This is a genomic window from Ilumatobacteraceae bacterium, from assembly GCA_033344875.1.
Classification (GTDB): domain Bacteria; phylum Actinomycetota; class Acidimicrobiia; order Acidimicrobiales; family Ilumatobacteraceae; genus Ilumatobacter.
Map to the genome: position 1 here is coordinate 1,514,871 of JAWPMO010000001.1, position 15,530 is coordinate 1,530,400.

Genomic DNA, 15,530 nt, shown 5'->3' on the forward strand with positions numbered 1-15,530 from the left:
TACGTCCACGATCGTCTTTCAGGAGTATCAGATGGCATCGGTTTGTGAAGTGTGTGGCAAGGGCCCCTCGTGGGGCATGTCGGTGTCGCACTCGCACCGTCGGACCAAGCGTCGCTGGAACCCGAACATCCAGCGTGTTCGTGCGCAGGTCAAGGGCGCGACCAAGCGCGTCAACGTGTGCACCAGCTGCATCAAGGCCGGCAAGATCGTCAAGGCTGGCTGATGCAGGGCGTCGTCAAAGCGTTCGACCCGGAATCGGGTCTCGGCGTCGTCATGTGCGATACCGATCTCGCTGACTACGACCTCGCCGGCGACGCGCTCGAGGGTTCCATCTTCCGGATGGTTCGCCAGGGTCAGCGCGTCGTGTTCGATCTCGACGATGCCGGGATGGCGACCCACCTCCGCCTCGGCTCCGAGATCGACATGGGGACCCCCGGGACCCACTGAGCCTGCGCCCGGCGAACCGCCAGGCCGCTCGAACGCCCGTTTCCGTCCCATGGCTGGGATACCGGTAGCGGCGCACCGCCACGGTCACCCTTCCGGTGGATCGGGAGCCTCCAGCCGCTGCAAACGCTTTCACCGTTAGTTCAGCCGGAATCCATCTGTTTTTCAGATATTCACATCTGCACAAACTCGCCCCATGTCCTCCCGGTGGAGGTGTGCTCGCGCCCGTCCGATTTGTCACACTGGCATCAGTGGCAACCGATGAGGGAGGGCCCGACATGGCCGGAACGACGACGAATCAGCGCCTGCGAGAGTGGGTCGACGAGTGGGCCGAGGTGCTGCAACCCGACGCGATCCACTGGTGCGACGGCAGCGCCGAGGAGTACGACCGCTTCGCCGCCGAACTCGTCGCCTCCGGTACCTTCACGAAGCTCGACGAGGCGAAACGCCCCAACAGCTACTGGGCGCACTCGGATCCCGGCGACGTCGCCCGTGTCGAGAGCCGCACCTTCATCTGCTCGCCGACCGAGGCAGAGGCCGGCCCCAACAACAACTGGCGCGACCCGGCGGAGATGCGCGCCGAGCTGAACGGTCTCTACACCGGTGCCATGAAGGGCCGCACGATGTACGTGGTCCCGTTCTCGATGGGTCCGCTCGGTTCACCGATCGCGCACATCGGTGTCCAGCTCACCGACTCGGCCTACGTCGCGACCAACATGCGAATCATGACCCGCATGGGCCAGGGCGCGCTCGATGTGCTGGGCGACGGTGAATGGGTTCGTTGTGTGCACTCGGTCGGCGCGCCACTCGCCGACGGTGAGCAGGACGTGCCGTGGCCGTGCGACGCCGAGAACAAGTACATCGTCCACTTCCCCGAGACCCGCGAGATCATGTCGTACGGCTCGGGCTACGGCGGCAACGCCCTGCTCGGCAAGAAGTGCTTCGCGCTGCGGATCGCCTCCGTCATGGCCCGCGACGACGGTTGGCTCGCCGAGCACATGCTGATCCTCAAGCTCACCAACCCCGAGGGCGAATCGAAGTACATCGCCGCCGCGTTCCCGTCGGCGTGCGGCAAGACGAACCTGGCGATGCTCGTGCCGACGATCCCGGGCTGGACCGCCGAGACGATCGGCGACGACATCTGCTGGATGAAGTTCGGTGACGACGGCCGGCTCTACGCGATCAACCCCGAGGCCGGGTTCTTCGGCGTGGCCCCCGGCACCTCACACCAGACGAACCACAACGCGATGGAGACCCTCCACGCCAACTGCATCTACACGAACACCGCGCTCACCGACGACGGCGACGTGTGGTGGGAGGAGATGACCGACACTCCCCCGGCCCACGCCACCGACTGGCTCGGCAACCCGTGGACCCCCGAGTCCGACGGCCCGGCCGCGCATCCCAACGCCCGCTTCACGGCGCCCGCCTCGCAGTGCCCGTCGATCGGCGCCGAGTGGGAGGACCCCAAGGGTGTGCCGATCTCGGCGATCCTCTTCGGCGGTCGCCGGCGCACCACGGTGCCGCTGGTGACCGAGGCGTTCGACTGGGAACACGGCGTGTTCCTCGGCTCGATCATGGCGTCCGAGAAGACCGCGGCAGCGGAGGGAACGAAGGGCGAGCTGCGGTTCGACCCGATGGCGATGCTGCCGTTCTGCGGCTACCACTACGCCGACTACTTCGCCCACTGGCTCACCATGGGCAAGGCGACCGACCCGAACAACCTGCCGAAGATCTTCTTCGTGAACTGGTTCCGTCGGGACGACGACGGCCGGTTCCTCTGGCCCGGGTTCGGTGAGAACAGCCGCGTGCTCAAATGGGTCTTCGAGCGGGTCCAGGGCGACAGCGAGGTCGTCGACACCCCGATCGGGCGGCTGCCCGCCGCCGGCGCACTCGACACCGACGGACTCGACATCGACCCGGCCGACCTCGAGACGCTCCTCGCGGTCGACGGTGACGGATGGCGAGCTGCGATCCCCCAGATCCGTGAGCACTACGCCGCGTTCGGCGAGAAGCTCCCGGCGCAGCTCCAGATGGCCGTCGACACCCTCGAAGCCCAGCTCGGCTGACGCCCGCCCTCGCGACACCCTCCGAGCCCGAACCGCCGACGGCGGTGCCGGCTGGTGGGCCCGCCTCGTCGTGCCGCTGCGACGGTCGCTGCGCCGGGGCGGGTCTCCCGGTCGGCGGTCAGAGCACGAGGTTGCGGAGGCCGAGCCCCATCACGAACAGGCTCCCGCCGCCGTACAGCAACAGCTCCTTGCCCTTCAGGAACGGGCTCGTCCGGTAGCTGTACATGATCGCCACGGCGATGATCGCCGAGAAGCCGTAGAGAGCGTGCATGTCGTCGAGTTCGACGCCGTCACGGTTGGCCAGGAGCGCTCCGATCACCGCCTGCGTGAACGCCGTCAACTGGGCGATCGCGACGAAGATCCAGACGGCACGCCCGCGGACGGCTGCGAACCGGTAGGCGGCGAGGCACCACACGCCGGCGAGTGCGTTGAGTCCGATCAGCAACCACCCGTTGATCTCGTGGGCGTCGTGGAGACCGCTCATCGACATCCGCTCAGGCGCCGCAGCCGAAGCCACCGAAGATCACGGTCACGACGTCTTCGGGGTCGGTGCCGGTCAGCAGTCCGTAGAAGTTGTTGCTGACGTAGAAGTTGTCGGGGATGTCGATGTCGGCCTCGCCCGGGTTGACGGAGGCGTCGGGGAAGTCGGCGAGCAGGTCGACCACCCGACTGCCCAGCGTCGTCCCGCCGGCCGTCCGGAGACCGATCGGTTCGTCGCCGACCTGGCCGTCGCGTCCGTATTCGTACCCCATGAAGTGGCGTCGGCCGTCGGCGACGTCGGACAGGTCGCTGAACAGCAGCGAGAGCACGCCCCAATCGACGCGGCGGGCGACGGTGCCGTCGCACACGGCGAACGTCAGTGGATCGACCCACCCGGTGTCACCCGTGTTGCCTCCGAGGATCGACGTGACGTACTCGATGACGCCCTCGGGTGCGGCGCCGAACCTGGCCGACCCGATCCCGTCGCCGCGCAGGAGCAGTTCTTGCACCGCGACCGGTTCGGTGGTCGTGGTGGGCGCCACCGTGGTCGCCACGGTCGTCGGCGCCGTTTCCGGCACCGTCGTCTCGGCGGCCCCCTCGGTCGTCGGCACCGTCGACGAGGGTGGCGCGGTGGTCGTGGCAACCGTGGTGGTGACGTCGAAGGTCGGGATCGGGACCGTCGAGGCGCTCGTTCCGTCGTCGCGACCGCTGCAGGCGGTGACGACGACCATCGAGACCGCGATCAGCGCCGCGATGCGCACACGGGGGGACGAGGGCATGCCAGACATTGTGGTGGACGATGCCACGAAACGCGCGCATGTTGGGTGCACCCACCGGACGAACCGGATCGGCCCGGCGTCCGACGGATCAGTCGAACAACCAACCGATGCGCGGCCCGGCCGGTTCGGGAGTCCGATCGTGTTCGATGAACCACTCGCGCCCGAACGCCTGGGCGAACATGTCGGTCGGCATCCGGAGGAAGAAGCTCTGATCACTCACCTGGCTGCGATGTGCGGTGAGAGCCGCCCGCTTGTGCTCGACGAACCCGGTGACGTCGACACACAGCGTGATCTCGGCCTCGGGCGTCCCCATCGGGTTGCCGTCGTCCATCGGACCGTCCGGATCGAAGGTGTCGCCGTCGTCACCCTCTGGACCGAAGTCAGCGCCCATGGCCTCGGCCATCTCCAGACCGCGCCGCATCTCGTCGCGGTTCATCGTGCTCTCGAGCACTCGCAGGTCCGGGAGATCGTCCGCCACCAGTTCGGCCGCACGCTTGCCGACGCGATGGACCTGGATGTGATCCGGGTGCCCGTAGCCACCGTGCCAGTCATAGATCGTCACGACGTCGGCACCTTCGTCGCGGAGGATGTCGGCGAGCCGACCGGCGGCCAGGTCGAGGTCGGCCCGCCAGAACGAGTCGGGGTCGCCGTTGCCCTCCCAGCCGGTCATACCGGAGTCGCGATAGCCGAGGAACTCGACGCGGTCGATGCCCAGCGCCGCTGCAGAGCCTGCCGTCTCGGTGCGCCGCCGGTCGGCCAGGTTCTCGCCGTCCGCCAGATCGTCGGGAACTTCGCCGTGCGCGCCGTCGGTCGCCACGACCAACACGACACGATGCCCCTCGGCGTGGGCACGAGCCATCGTGCCGCCGGTGGCGATCGCCTCGTCGTCGGGATGGGCGTGGAAGAACACGGCACACTTCGCAGCACCGGAGAGAGCGGTCGTCATGCGCTCGAGTCTGTCGGAGCCGTGCCGAGACCGGTCACGAGGCCGTGGCTGATGTCGGGCGCCGCTGCGAACTCACTCGGCCTGCTTGACGGCGCCGGCGTCGACCAGCGCGTCGATGCGTTCGGGGTCGAACCCCCAGTCGGCGAGCACCTCGCAGGTGTGCTGGCCGTCGTGGGCCGGCGCCCGGTCGATCGTGGCAGGGGTACGACTGAACCGCGGTGCCGGTGCCGGCTGGGTCATGCCCCCGACCTCGACGAAGGTGCCACGCTCCACGTTGTGCGGGTGCTTCGCCGCCTCGTCCATCCGGAGCACCGGGGCGAAGCACACGTCGGTGTGCTCCATGATGTCGCACCACTCGTCGCGGGTCTTCGTCCGGAAGGTCTCGCCCAATCGCTCCTTGAGCGCCGGCCAGCGGGAGCGGTCCATCTGCTCGGCGAACTCAGGATCGTCACCGAGCCCGGTCAGGCGCAGCAACTCGGCGTAGAACTGCGGCTCGATCGAGCCGATCGACACGTATTCGCCGTCGGCGCACTCGTACACGTCGTAGAAGTGGGCACCGGTGTCGAGCAGGTTGACGCCGCGTTGCGACGCGTCGTGGAGCCCGGTCTGGCTCATCGTCCAGAACATCGACATCAGGGTGGCGGTGCCATCGACCATCGCCGTGTCGACGACCTGTCCCTCGCCGCTCCGGCCCGCTTCGAGCAGCGCGCACACGACCCCGAACGCCAGGAACATGCCGCCGCCGCCGAAGTCGCCGACCATGTTCATCGGTGGGGTGGGTGGCTGATCGGCTCGGCCGAAGTGAGCCAGGGCACCGGCGAGCGCGATGTAGTTGATGTCGTGGCCGGCCGCCGGCGCGTAGGGACCCTCCTGCCCCCACCCCGTCATGCGACCGAACACCAGCTTCGGGTTGCGGTCGAGACACACGTCGGGCCCGACGCCCAGTCGTTCCATGACGCCGGGGCGGAATCCCTCGATCAGCGCGTCGGCCCGCTCGACGAGATCGAGCAGGGTCGCGACACCGTCGGGATGCTTGAGGTCGATCGCGATGTTGCGGCGACCGCGCCGGAGGACGTCGGGATGCGCTGTGTCGGGCGTCGGGCCGCGCACGGCGCCGGTGCGCTCGACGCGGATGACCTCGGCACCCATGTCGGCCAGGAGCATCGCGGCGAACGGTCCGGGGCCGATCCCTGCGATCTCGATGATCCGGTAGCCGGACAGTGGGCCGCTCACGCCGACACCGCCACGTCGGCCGACGCGATGTCACCGACACCGATGATCGCAGCGGTCACCAACGGCCACAGCGGTTCGGGGAGATCGTGGCCCATGTCGGACACCAGCAGCAGGTGCGCGCCCGGCACGAGGTCGGCCGTGCGCTGCCCGCCGCTCGGATCGATGAGCCGATCGTCGAGCCCGTGGACGACGAGGAACGGCAGGTCGACCTGGGCGAGGGACTCGGACCGATCACCGCTTGCGAAGATCGCCGCGAGCTGTCGGGGCGCCCCCTCCGGATAGAACGAGCGGTCGTAGTTGGCGGCGGCGAGTTCACGGGCCAGGTCGGCATCGAAGTACTTCTTCGACGACCACACCGCGAAGTCGGCGGCGCCGGCGACGATCGCGTCGCGGTCGGCCGCAGGCGGACGCAGCAGCACCTCCATGGCCTCGGGTGACGCTGCACCGTACGCCGGGTCGCCCACCGTCGACATGATCGACGTGACCGACAGCAACCGGGCGGGGTGCTCGATCGCCATCGTCTGCACGATCATGCCGCCCATCGAGGCCCCGGCCACGTGCGCCCGGTCGATGCCGAGATGGTCGAGCAGACCGATGCCGTCGGCGGCCATGTCGGACAGGGTGTACGGCACCGCCGGCAGCTCGGCGCCGCTCATCGCGGCCAGCATCACGGCCCCACCGTCGACCTCGACGCCGTCGAGCTTGCTCGACAGACCGCAATCCCGGTTGTCGAAGCGGATCACATGACGTCCGCCGCTCGCCAACCGCTCGCAGAACGCCGGCGACCACGCCGTCATCTGCGCGGTGAACCCCATCACCAACAGGAGTGCCGGGTCGTCGGGCGACCCGAAGGTGTCGTACTCCAGCTCGATTCCGGACGGCAGTGTGGCTCGACTCATCGCACGAGTGTGACACGCGATGCCGCCGGGTGAGGAATGGGACTCAGCCGTCGAGCAGACGCCGCTTCTGCGCGTCGAATTCCTCTTGCGAGAGCGTGCCGCGCTCGAGCAGCCCCTCGAGCTTCTCGAGCTGTGTTGCCACATCGGTCCCCGCCGCAGCCCCACCGAATCGACGCGACTCGTTGACCTCCATCTGGGCGTGGATCAGGTTCTGCACCCGCTCGGGTCGCCGCACGTCGGTGAAGCGCTGCTGTCCCGCCTCGCCCCCCGACTCGATGAGGAGGTCGCCGGCTCCCAACACCCGCTCGAACACGCTCTGGTTGAACAGGACGTTGTTGACGCGCTCGAGCGGGATCTCGATGCCGTTCTTGGCGACGACGCCACTGCGGAAGATGATGCGGTCGCTGGTGATCACGAAGTTCGTGTTGGCCCACTTGGCGTAGCGGAGCGCCAACCAGATCGCCGATCCGATGATCAGCACGATCGCCACCCACGTCAGGACCTTCTCGGCGTCGCCACCGTCGAGGAGCACGCGCACGACGATGCCGAACACGATCGACCCGACGAGCGCGAGCACCGGCTCGGCGAAGTACCACCAGTGGGGATGGAGGTCGAGCGCCACGGTCTCGTAGTCGTTGAGCAGCTTCTTCGGGTATGGCATGAGATGAACAGTACCGTGGCGGGGTGGACCCGGACGCAGTGTTGGCTGACCTCGACGCCGACCAGCGGCGCGCGGTCACCACCGAGTCGGAACTGGTGGCCGTGATCGCCGGGGCCGGCTCGGGCAAGACCCGCGTGCTGACCCGTCGCGTCGCCTACCGGGTGGCGTCCGGCACCGCCGATCTCGCGCACACGGTCGTCCTCACCTTCACGCGCGAGGCCGCCGGCGAACTCCGACGACGGCTGCCCCGTCTCGGCCTCACCGAGCGGGTCACGGCGGGCACGTTCCACTCGGTCGCCCAGCAGCTGCTCCGGCAACGGTGGCTCGATCTCGACCAGACGCCACGGACGATCATCACCGACCGGAAGCGGATCGTCGGCGACATCATGGGCCCGCTCGACCTCGACGAGTTGGTCGCCGAACTCGACTGGGCGACGGCGCGCGGCATCGACGCGTCGGCCTACGAGTCGGCGGTCCGTCACGGCGAACGCCGGTCCGCCGTCGATGCGGGGCGCGTCGCCGAAGCCCTCGCGGCGTATCCCCGGGAGAAGCGCAGCCGGGGGGTGGTCGATCTCGACGACCTGCTGCAGCTCACGATCGACGGCCTCGAATCCGACGCCGAGTTCGCGGCGGCGACCCGCTGGCGGTTCCGACACGTGCTCGTCGACGAGGCACAGGACCTCAACCCGCTCCAGTACCGCCTCGTCGACCTGCTCCGGCAGGGCGTCGACGACCTCTTCCTGGTCGGCGACCCCGCCCAGGCGATCTACGGCTTCAACGGCTCCGATCCGACGATCCTGCGCGACGTGTCCGTCCGGTTCCCCGGTGTCGAAGTCATCCGCCTGCCGGTCAACCACCGGTGCACACCCCAGATCGTCCAGATCGGCGCACAGGCACTCCGATCCGACGAACACCAGTCGACCATCGAATCCGCCCGCCCCGACGGCGACACGGTCACGGTCGTTCGACACGACGACGACACCGCCGAGGCCAAGTGGATCGCGTCCGCGATCTCCCGGCTCGACCCGACGCTGGCTCGCACCGCTCGTGTCGCCGTGCTCGCACGCACCCACGCAGCACTCGCTCCCACGAGGGCGGCGCTCGCCGAGGCCGGCGTGACCACTCGTCGTACGGTCGACGGCGCCGGGTCACTCCTGACACCGTTCATGACCGAGGCCTACCGCATGAACGACAACAACCGGCTCCGGCGCTGGGCGTTCGATCAGGTCGACGCGGCCGAGGCCGACGACGACCCCGGACGCGAGGTCGCCCAGGCGGCACTCGATTTCCTCCGCGAGCACCCGACCGGTGACGGCACCGCCTTTCGCACCTGGGTGCTGTCGAACGACCCGTTCGGCCGCGACGCCCCGGGCGTCGAGTTGCTGACGTTCCACGCAGCGAAGGGTCGCGAGTGGCACACCGTGTACCTGGTCGGCTGCGAGAGCAGCCTGGTCCCGCATCGCTCGGCCACCACCAAGGCCGACAAGGCCGAGGAGGCTCGGTTGCTCTACGTGGCGCTGACCAGGGCGACCGATCAGCTCACGGTCAACTGGGCGGCACGCCGACACGGCTACCAGCGCAAACTGACGCCGTTCCTCGACGGGTTCGCGAGCGAAGCACCGGCGCTGCTCCCGCCTCCCGAGTCGTTGGTCGGCATGACCCGCTCCGACCGGGCGATGACGCTCGAACGCCTACACGAGTGGCGCGACGCCACGGCCCGCGCCGCCGGCATCCTGCCCGACGCGATCTGTACCGATCAGATGCTCGGCCTGATCGCCGAGCGGCGACCGGCGTCGGCCGACGAACTCGACGAGTTGACGGGGCTCGGCGCGCTCACGTCACGACGGCTGTTCGACCGCATCGACGCGGCGTTGTCGGACGTGTCGATCAGTTCGTGAGGTCGACCATCACGGGTGCGTGATCGCTCGGGCTCTTGCCCTTGCGCGCGTTCCGGTCGACCGCGCTCCACTCGCACCGCTCGGCCACGCTCGCCGAACCGAGCACGAGGTCGATCCGTAGACCGCGCCCCTGATGGAAGTCGCCGCCCCGGTAGTCCCACCACGAGAAGACCTTGTCGGCGTCGGGATGTTGCTGTCGGAACAGATCGGTGAGACCCCACGCCTCGAGCGCGGCGAGTCGCTCGCGCTCCGGTGCGCTGACGTGGGTCGCGTTCTGCATCTTGGCGATGTCGTGCACGTCACGGTCCTCGGGTGCGATGTTGAAGTCACCGGTGACGATGACGTCGTCGCCCGGGTCGGTGTCGCGGCCGAGGTGGTCGAGCAGGCGGTCGAGCCAGCTCAGCTTGTAGGCGTAGTGCGGGTCGTCGAGAGCGCGCCCGTTCGGCACGTAGCAGCACGAGACACGCACGCCACCACAGGTGGCGGTGATGATCCGGGCGTCGGGGTCGGGTTCGATGCCGTCGGCGAAGTTGGTGACGACATCGTCGAGACCGACCTTCGAGAGGATCGCCACGCCGTTCCACTGACCCTGCCCGTAGTGCGCCGTCTCGTAGCCGAGCGACTCGAACGCCAGCGCGGGGAACGCGTCGTCGGCGAGCTTGGTCTCCTGGAGGCACAGCACGTCTGGCTGCACCTCGGCGATCCACTCCTCGACACGTTCGAGGCGGGCTCGGAGCGAATTGACGTTCCAGGTGACGACGCGCATCAGTCGGAGGTCTTCTTGGCCGGCGCCTTCTTGGCGGTCGTCTTCTTGGCCGGAGCTTTCTTGGCGGCCGTCTTCTTGGCCGGAGCCTTCGTCGCCGGAGCTTTCTTGGCGGCTGTCTTCTTCGCAGCGGTCTGCTTGGCCGGCGCCTTCTTGGCGGCCGTCTTCTTGGCCGGGGTCTTCTTGGCCGCCGTCTTCTTGGCCGGGGTCTTCTTCGCCGGTGTCTTCTTGGCGGGCGTCTTCTTCGCCGCCGTCTGCTCGGCGGGGGCCCCCTCGGCAGCAGCCGTCTGCTTCGCCGCGGTCTTCTTGGCAGCGGTCTTCTTGGCAGCCGTCTTCTTCGCCGGGGACTTCTTGGCAGCCGTCTTCTTCGCTGCGGTCTTCTTGGCGGCCGTCTTCTTGGTGGGGCGCTTCGGCCGCTCGGTCGTGTCGGCGGCATCGCCGGAACCGGTGGCGGGCTCGGAGTCCGACACGTGCTCGGACGCCATGTGTGGGAGCGCAGCGTCGATGCTGCGCCGATCAGGCGTGAAGCCGACGATCACGACGGCGACCGCGTCGCCGATGTTCAGCGCCGAGCGCGCGCTGCGCGGTGCCGGATCGTCCATCAACCGCAGCGGGATGTAGATCAGCACGTCGCCGGTGCGGGCGTACGCACCGTGCGACGCGTAGCTCTCGACTTGAGCCGTGCAGCTCGTGCCGACCGGGTGGTTCTCGACGAACTCGAGGAACGGCATGAGGTCGTTGACCTGGTCGCGCGACGGCGCCGAGCCACCGGTCGACCCTGCATCGGACGAGGTCGACGCTGCCGACGCCTCGACCGGAGCCTCCGAACGCTTGCGTCGACCGCGGCCCGACGACCGCTTCGAGCCCTCACGGGACGACGAGCTCGCCGAGTCGTCTGCTGGTTCGTCGGCGGTCTCCTCGTCGGCGGCCTTGGCGCGCACCCGGCGATTCGCCTTCTGCTTGGCTTCGGTGTGGTCGGCCTTGGCGTCCTTGACCGCCTGACGACTCTTGGGGCCGCGCACGGGGGTACGGGCCACGAACACCCACCCGACGTGCGGGACCGGCTTGCCGCCGATCAGGCGTCCTTCGTCGAAGAGCCAGTCGTACTCGCCGTGGAACTCTTGGAACGAGTCGTTGGAGAGCACGCCGGCCTTGGCCTTGTTGGCGATCGACAGGACGAACGCGTCACCGCGACCGATGGCGCCGGCGGGCGGCGTCACCAACTCGTTGTTGGCCACGGCTTCGTCGAACGCCTTGGTCTCCTTCTTCGCGATTCGGTGTCCGAACGTGGCGTCGACGACCACGGTGATCTCGACGCCGGGGTGCTCGTCCATGAAGGCCAGAACCGCTTCGTTGAGCTGTTCGAGGCTGGGCTGGGAGCGACCCTCGGTGGCGATGTTGGATCCGTCGACCACGAAGAGTTGAGGTTGCTGATGTTTGGGCATGTGTGTTGTTTCTCGATTCAGGCTCGCAGAGGGCGACGCCAGTCGTCCATCGTAGGGTGTCGAACCATGCCCCCCACGGAAGCGACGACAACGATCCGCGCCGTCTTCTGGGACTTCGGCGGAGTGATCCTGTCGAGCCCCTTCGACGCGTTCAACAGGTACGAGGCCGAACACGACCTCCCGACCGACTTCATCCGGTCGGTCAACGCGCGGAATCCACACACCAACGCCTGGGCGTTGATCGAGCGCCACGAGGTCGATGCCGCCACGTTCGACGGGCTGTTCGCCGCCGAATCCGAAGCGCTCGGCCATCGCGTTCCGGGACGCGATGTCCTCGCCATGCTGAGCGGCGGTGTCCGGGACGAGATGGTGACCGCGCTCGACCGGGTGATCGAAGCCGGGTACCTGACCGCCTGCCTCACCAACAACGTTCGCAGCGGCGATGGCAGCGCCGATCGACCGGAGGTCGACGCCGTCATGGACCGGTTCGACCACATCGTCGAGTCGAGCAAGGTCGGTTGCCGCAAGCCCGAGCCACGCTTCTACGAGATCGCCTGCGACCTCGCCGGCGTCGAGCCGGCCGAATGCGTGTTCCTCGACGACCTCGGCATCAACCTGAAACCCGCCAGGGCGATGGGCATGACGACGATCAAGGTGCTCGCCGCCGACCAGGCGATCACCGACCTCGAACAGGTGCTCGGCATCGATCTCCGCTGACATCGGCGACGACCCCACCGCCGCTCGGACGTGCATGAGGAGGTCGGCGAACGGGTACGGCTCCGGCACAGCCGTCCGGTTCGCGACCCGCAGGAGGTCTCCATGTCCCAGCCCCCGACCGAGCAGGTCGTCGAGGTGCTCCTGAGCCGTCACGGCCGCACCTACGCCTCCCAGGCCGGCATCCGTCTCGACCGGAACACGCCGGCACCGCTCTTCCGACTCCTGGTGATGTCGCTGCTGATCAGCGCTCGGATCTCGTCCGACATCGCGACCGACGCGACCCGTGCGCTCGCCGATGCCGGCTGGACGACGCCGTCGTCGATGCTCGACTCCAGCTGGGAACAGCGCACGCGTGTCCTGAACCGAGCGGGATACGCCCGGTACGACGAGAGCACGTCGCGGTACCTCGAACGTACGACCGCCCGGCTCACGGATCGTTACGACGGCGACCTCCGTCGCCTCCGTGACGAGGCCGGGCGCGATCCGTCCACCGAACACCGCCTCCTCACCGAGTTCACGGGGATCGGCGCCGTGGGCGCGCACGTGTTCCTGCGTGAGGTCCAGGTGCTGTGGGACGAACTCGACCCCTACGTCGACGACCGCACCTTGGAGACGGCCGGCCGCCTCGGTCTCCCCTCGACGGCCACCGGCCTGCGGCGTACGGTTCCGGACGTGCGCACGTTCGGGCGCCTCGTCGCCGCCGTCGTCCGGTCAGGTCTCGCCTCCGACGGCGACGCGATCCTCGACGCGGCGGGGCGGCGATGAACGGTCGACTCGACGACTACCGCTCGAAGCGCGACTTCGATCGCACGGACGAACCCAGCGGATCCGCATCGGTACCGTCGGCCGACGGTCCGCCGAGGTTCGTGATCCAACACCATGACGCGTCGAGCGAGCACTACGACTTCCGACTCGAAGACGACGGCGTGCTGCTCTCGTGGGCGGTACCGAAGGGCCCGTCGACCGATCCGAGCGACAAACGACTCGCCGTGCGCACCGAGGACCATCCACTCGACTACATCGACTTCGAGGGCACCATCCCCGCCGGCGAGTACGGCGGGGGCGCCGTCATCGTGTGGGACGTCGGCACCTGGGAGCACCTGACCACCGACGACGACGGCGAGCCCCTGTCCGTCGGCGACGCGATCGAACGCGGACACCTCACCTTCTGGCTGACCGGGCAGAAGCTCTCCGGCGGCTACACCCTGCAACGGTTCCGACCCGACGAGGGACAGTGGTTGCTGATCAAGCGTGACGACGACGGTGCCGACGCCCGCCGGCGGCCCACGTCGACCCAACCCGAGTCCGTGCTCAGCGGCTACACCGTCGAGCAGGTCGCCGAACTGATGGCCGACGATGAGCGATCCTGACTTCGTCGCACCGACGCTCGCCACCCTCGTCGACGCACCGGTCGACGGACCCGAGTGGATCTTCGAACGCAAACTCGACGGCATCCGGCTGATCGTCGTCCGCGACGGCGACCGGGTCCGGCTCTGGTCGCGCAACCACAAGGACCGGACCGATCACTATCCCGAGATCGTCGCCGCGGCGCACTCCCAGACCTGTCACCGCTTCGTCCTCGACGGCGAGGTCGTCGCGTTCGACGGCGACGTCACCAGTTTCGCCCGACTCCAAACGGGCGAAGGGCGACGGTTCCTCTACGTGTTCGACGCATTGCGACTCGGCGACGCCGACCTCCGATCGTTGCCGCTCCGGGATCGCAAGACGCGCCTGCGGGACACGATCGACTCCGAGGACCCGATCCGCTTCTGCCGACACCGCAACGGCGGCGACGGGGTCGGAACCTCCTGGCTCGCCGAGGCCTGCCGAAAGGGGTGGGAAGGACTGATCGCCAAGCGTGCCGACGGGACCTACCGCTCCGGGCGCAGCCGCGACTGGCTGAAACTGAAGTGCATCGCCCGACAGGAACTCGTGATCGGCGGCTTCACCGACCCCAGGGGCTCACGCACCGGTTTCGGGGCGCTCCTCGTCGGCTACCACGCCGAGGGTTCGCTCCGGTTCGCCGGACGTGTCGGCACGGGGTTCGACGACGGCACGCTCGAGCGCCTCACCTCGTTGCTGACGTCGCGAGAGCAGGCGTCGTCGCCGTTCGACGACGCACCGGACGGACGGGATGTCCACTGGGTCTCGCCCGACCTGGTGTGCGAGGTCGGGTTCACCGAGTGGACGGCCGCCGGTCGGCTCCGTCACCCGCGGTTCCTCGGCCTGCGCGACGACAAGCCGGCCCGGGACGTGGTCCGCGAACGCCCGGGAGCCGCACCGTGAGCCGCCGCACCGTCGCCGGTCGCGATCTGTCGCTGTCACACCTCGACAAGATCTACTTCCCCGGCGACGACCCGATCACGAAGGGCGACGTCGTCGACTACTACGAGCGAATCGCCGATCGGATGCTGCCCCACATCGCCGGGCGGCCACTCGTGATCCAGCGGTTCCCCGACGGCATCGAGGAGTTCGGCTTCTACCAGAAGAACACCCCCGACCACGTGCCCGACTGGATCGAGCGGATCGAGATCGACACCGCCGACGGCGGCGTCACCCGCTACCCGGTCATCGACGACGCCGCCGGGCTCACGTACTTCGCCAACCAGGGCGCCATCGTGTTCCACACACTGCTCGCCACGGCGGCGGCACCGTCTCGGCCCCTCGAGGTGATCTTCGACCTCGACCCGTCGAGCGACGACCTCGATCCGGTGCGTGCCGCTGCCGCCGAGTTGCGATCCCTGCTCGACGGCCTCGGCCTCGCGCCGCGCGTCAAGTCGTCGGGATCGCGTGGGCTCCACATCGTGGTCGACGTAATCGACGAGGGCGCCGTCGATTTCGATCTCACGAGCGGGTTCGCCCGGAGCGTCGCCGAACTCGTGAGCGAGCGCGGCGAGTTCACGCTGGAGTTCCGCAAGAACCAGCGGCGGGGCCGGTTGTTCCTCGACATCTTCCGCAACGGTCCTGCGAGCCACGCCGTGGCGCCCTACTCGCTGCGACCGATCGCCGGCGCACCGATCGCCGCGCCACTCGACTGGGACGAGGCCTTGGCCACCTCGTTCCACCCGCGTCGGATCACCCTGACGAACGTGTTCCGCCGACTCGCCCAGAAGCCCGACCCGTGGGCCGATGCGGCGAGACCGTCGACGACGATCGCCGACGCGGTCGCGATGCTCGACGACCGTGCGTGAGCGGG

At 68.5% G+C, this 15,530-nt stretch carries 17 protein-coding genes; 9 read left to right on the top strand and 8 right to left on the bottom strand.

The window, feature by feature from the left end; genetic code table 11:
- The first annotated feature begins 31 nt into the window (after positions 1-31).
- The 3 genes from rpmB to R8G01_07190 all read left to right on the top strand — a co-directional run bounded on the left by rpmB (position 32) and on the right by R8G01_07190 (position 2,513).
- Positions 32-223 (top strand): 50S ribosomal protein L28, encoded by a 192-nt coding sequence (rpmB, locus tag R8G01_07180; protein MDW3213759.1) that lies wholly within the window; start codon positions 32-34, stop codon positions 221-223.
- Positions 223-447, top strand: a complete 225-nt coding sequence (locus R8G01_07185; protein ID MDW3213760.1) for a hypothetical protein — start codon at positions 223-225, stop codon at positions 445-447. The genes rpmB and R8G01_07185 overlap by 1 nt, the downstream gene beginning before the upstream one ends.
- 275 nt (positions 448-722) lie before the next feature.
- A complete protein-coding gene (locus R8G01_07190; GenBank protein ID MDW3213761.1) occupies positions 723-2,513 on the top strand; it encodes a phosphoenolpyruvate carboxykinase (GTP) in 1,791 nt (596 codons plus the stop codon).
- Between the two features lie 118 nt (positions 2,514-2,631).
- On the opposite strand, the gene R8G01_07195 is transcribed toward R8G01_07190, so the two are convergent.
- The 6 genes from R8G01_07195 to R8G01_07220 form a co-directional block, all read right to left on the bottom strand.
- Entirely contained in the window at positions 2,632-2,997 is a 366-nt protein-coding gene (locus tag R8G01_07195; GenBank protein MDW3213762.1) for a hypothetical protein, read from the bottom strand.
- 10 nt (positions 2,998-3,007) lie between these two features.
- A complete protein-coding gene (locus R8G01_07200) occupies positions 3,008-3,772 on the bottom strand; it encodes a hypothetical protein (protein ID MDW3213763.1) in 765 nt (254 codons plus the stop codon).
- An 88-nt stretch (positions 3,773-3,860) separates the two neighbouring features.
- The gene (locus R8G01_07205; protein MDW3213764.1) at positions 3,861-4,718 is read right to left on the bottom strand and encodes a PIG-L family deacetylase; all 858 of its coding nucleotides are present in this window, start codon (positions 4,716-4,718) and stop codon (positions 3,861-3,863) included.
- A 72-nt stretch (positions 4,719-4,790) separates the two neighbouring features.
- Positions 4,791-5,951 carry a CaiB/BaiF CoA-transferase family protein gene (locus R8G01_07210; GenBank protein ID MDW3213765.1) on the bottom strand — a complete coding sequence of 387 codons (1,161 nt, stop codon included), beginning with the start codon at positions 5,949-5,951 and terminating at the stop codon, positions 4,791-4,793.
- Positions 5,948-6,850: an alpha/beta hydrolase gene (locus R8G01_07215; GenBank protein ID MDW3213766.1), complete on the bottom strand. Its 903-nt coding sequence runs from the start codon at positions 6,848-6,850 to the stop codon at positions 5,948-5,950. The genes R8G01_07210 and R8G01_07215 overlap by 4 nt, the downstream gene beginning before the upstream one ends.
- Before the next feature lie 43 nt (positions 6,851-6,893).
- A complete protein-coding gene (locus tag R8G01_07220) occupies positions 6,894-7,511 on the bottom strand; it encodes a PH domain-containing protein (protein MDW3213767.1) in 618 nt (205 codons plus the stop codon).
- 23 nt (positions 7,512-7,534) lie between these two features.
- Here R8G01_07220 and R8G01_07225 point away from each other — a divergent pair, with 23 nt between their 5' ends.
- Positions 7,535-9,409, top strand: coding sequence for an ATP-dependent DNA helicase UvrD2 (locus R8G01_07225; protein MDW3213768.1), 1,875 nt, complete (start codon positions 7,535-7,537; stop codon positions 9,407-9,409).
- On the opposite strand, the gene R8G01_07230 is transcribed toward R8G01_07225, so the two are convergent.
- Entirely contained in the window at positions 9,399-10,175 is a 777-nt protein-coding gene (locus R8G01_07230; GenBank protein ID MDW3213769.1) for an exodeoxyribonuclease III, read from the bottom strand. The genes R8G01_07225 and R8G01_07230 overlap by 11 nt on opposite strands.
- Positions 10,175-11,617 carry a histone H1-like repetitive region-containing protein gene (locus R8G01_07235; protein MDW3213770.1) on the bottom strand — a complete coding sequence of 481 codons (1,443 nt, stop codon included), beginning with the start codon at positions 11,615-11,617 and terminating at the stop codon, positions 10,175-10,177. Before R8G01_07235 ends, R8G01_07230 begins: the two co-directional genes overlap by 1 nt.
- Positions 11,618-11,683: 66 nt before the next feature.
- Here R8G01_07235 and R8G01_07240 point away from each other — a divergent pair, with 66 nt between their 5' ends.
- The 5 genes from R8G01_07240 to R8G01_07260 all read left to right on the top strand — a co-directional run bounded on the left by R8G01_07240 (position 11,684) and on the right by R8G01_07260 (position 15,525).
- Entirely contained in the window at positions 11,684-12,334 is a 651-nt protein-coding gene (locus R8G01_07240) for an HAD-IA family hydrolase (protein ID MDW3213771.1), read from the top strand.
- Positions 12,335-12,436: 102 nt separating this feature from the next.
- Entirely contained in the window at positions 12,437-13,099 is a 663-nt protein-coding gene (locus R8G01_07245) for a hypothetical protein (GenBank protein ID MDW3213772.1), read from the top strand.
- Complete coding sequence (locus R8G01_07250; protein MDW3213773.1) at positions 13,096-13,704, top strand: DNA polymerase ligase N-terminal domain-containing protein; 609 nt, start codon at positions 13,096-13,098, stop codon at positions 13,702-13,704. The genes R8G01_07245 and R8G01_07250 overlap by 4 nt, the downstream gene beginning before the upstream one ends.
- Positions 13,691-14,620 carry a non-homologous end-joining DNA ligase gene (ligD, locus tag R8G01_07255; protein MDW3213774.1) on the top strand — a complete coding sequence of 310 codons (930 nt, stop codon included), beginning with the start codon at positions 13,691-13,693 and terminating at the stop codon, positions 14,618-14,620. The genes R8G01_07250 and ligD overlap by 14 nt, the downstream gene beginning before the upstream one ends.
- Positions 14,617-15,525 carry a hypothetical protein gene (locus R8G01_07260; protein ID MDW3213775.1) on the top strand — a complete coding sequence of 303 codons (909 nt, stop codon included), beginning with the start codon at positions 14,617-14,619 and terminating at the stop codon, positions 15,523-15,525. Before ligD ends, R8G01_07260 begins: the two co-directional genes overlap by 4 nt.
- Positions 15,526-15,530: the final 5 nt, after the last annotated feature.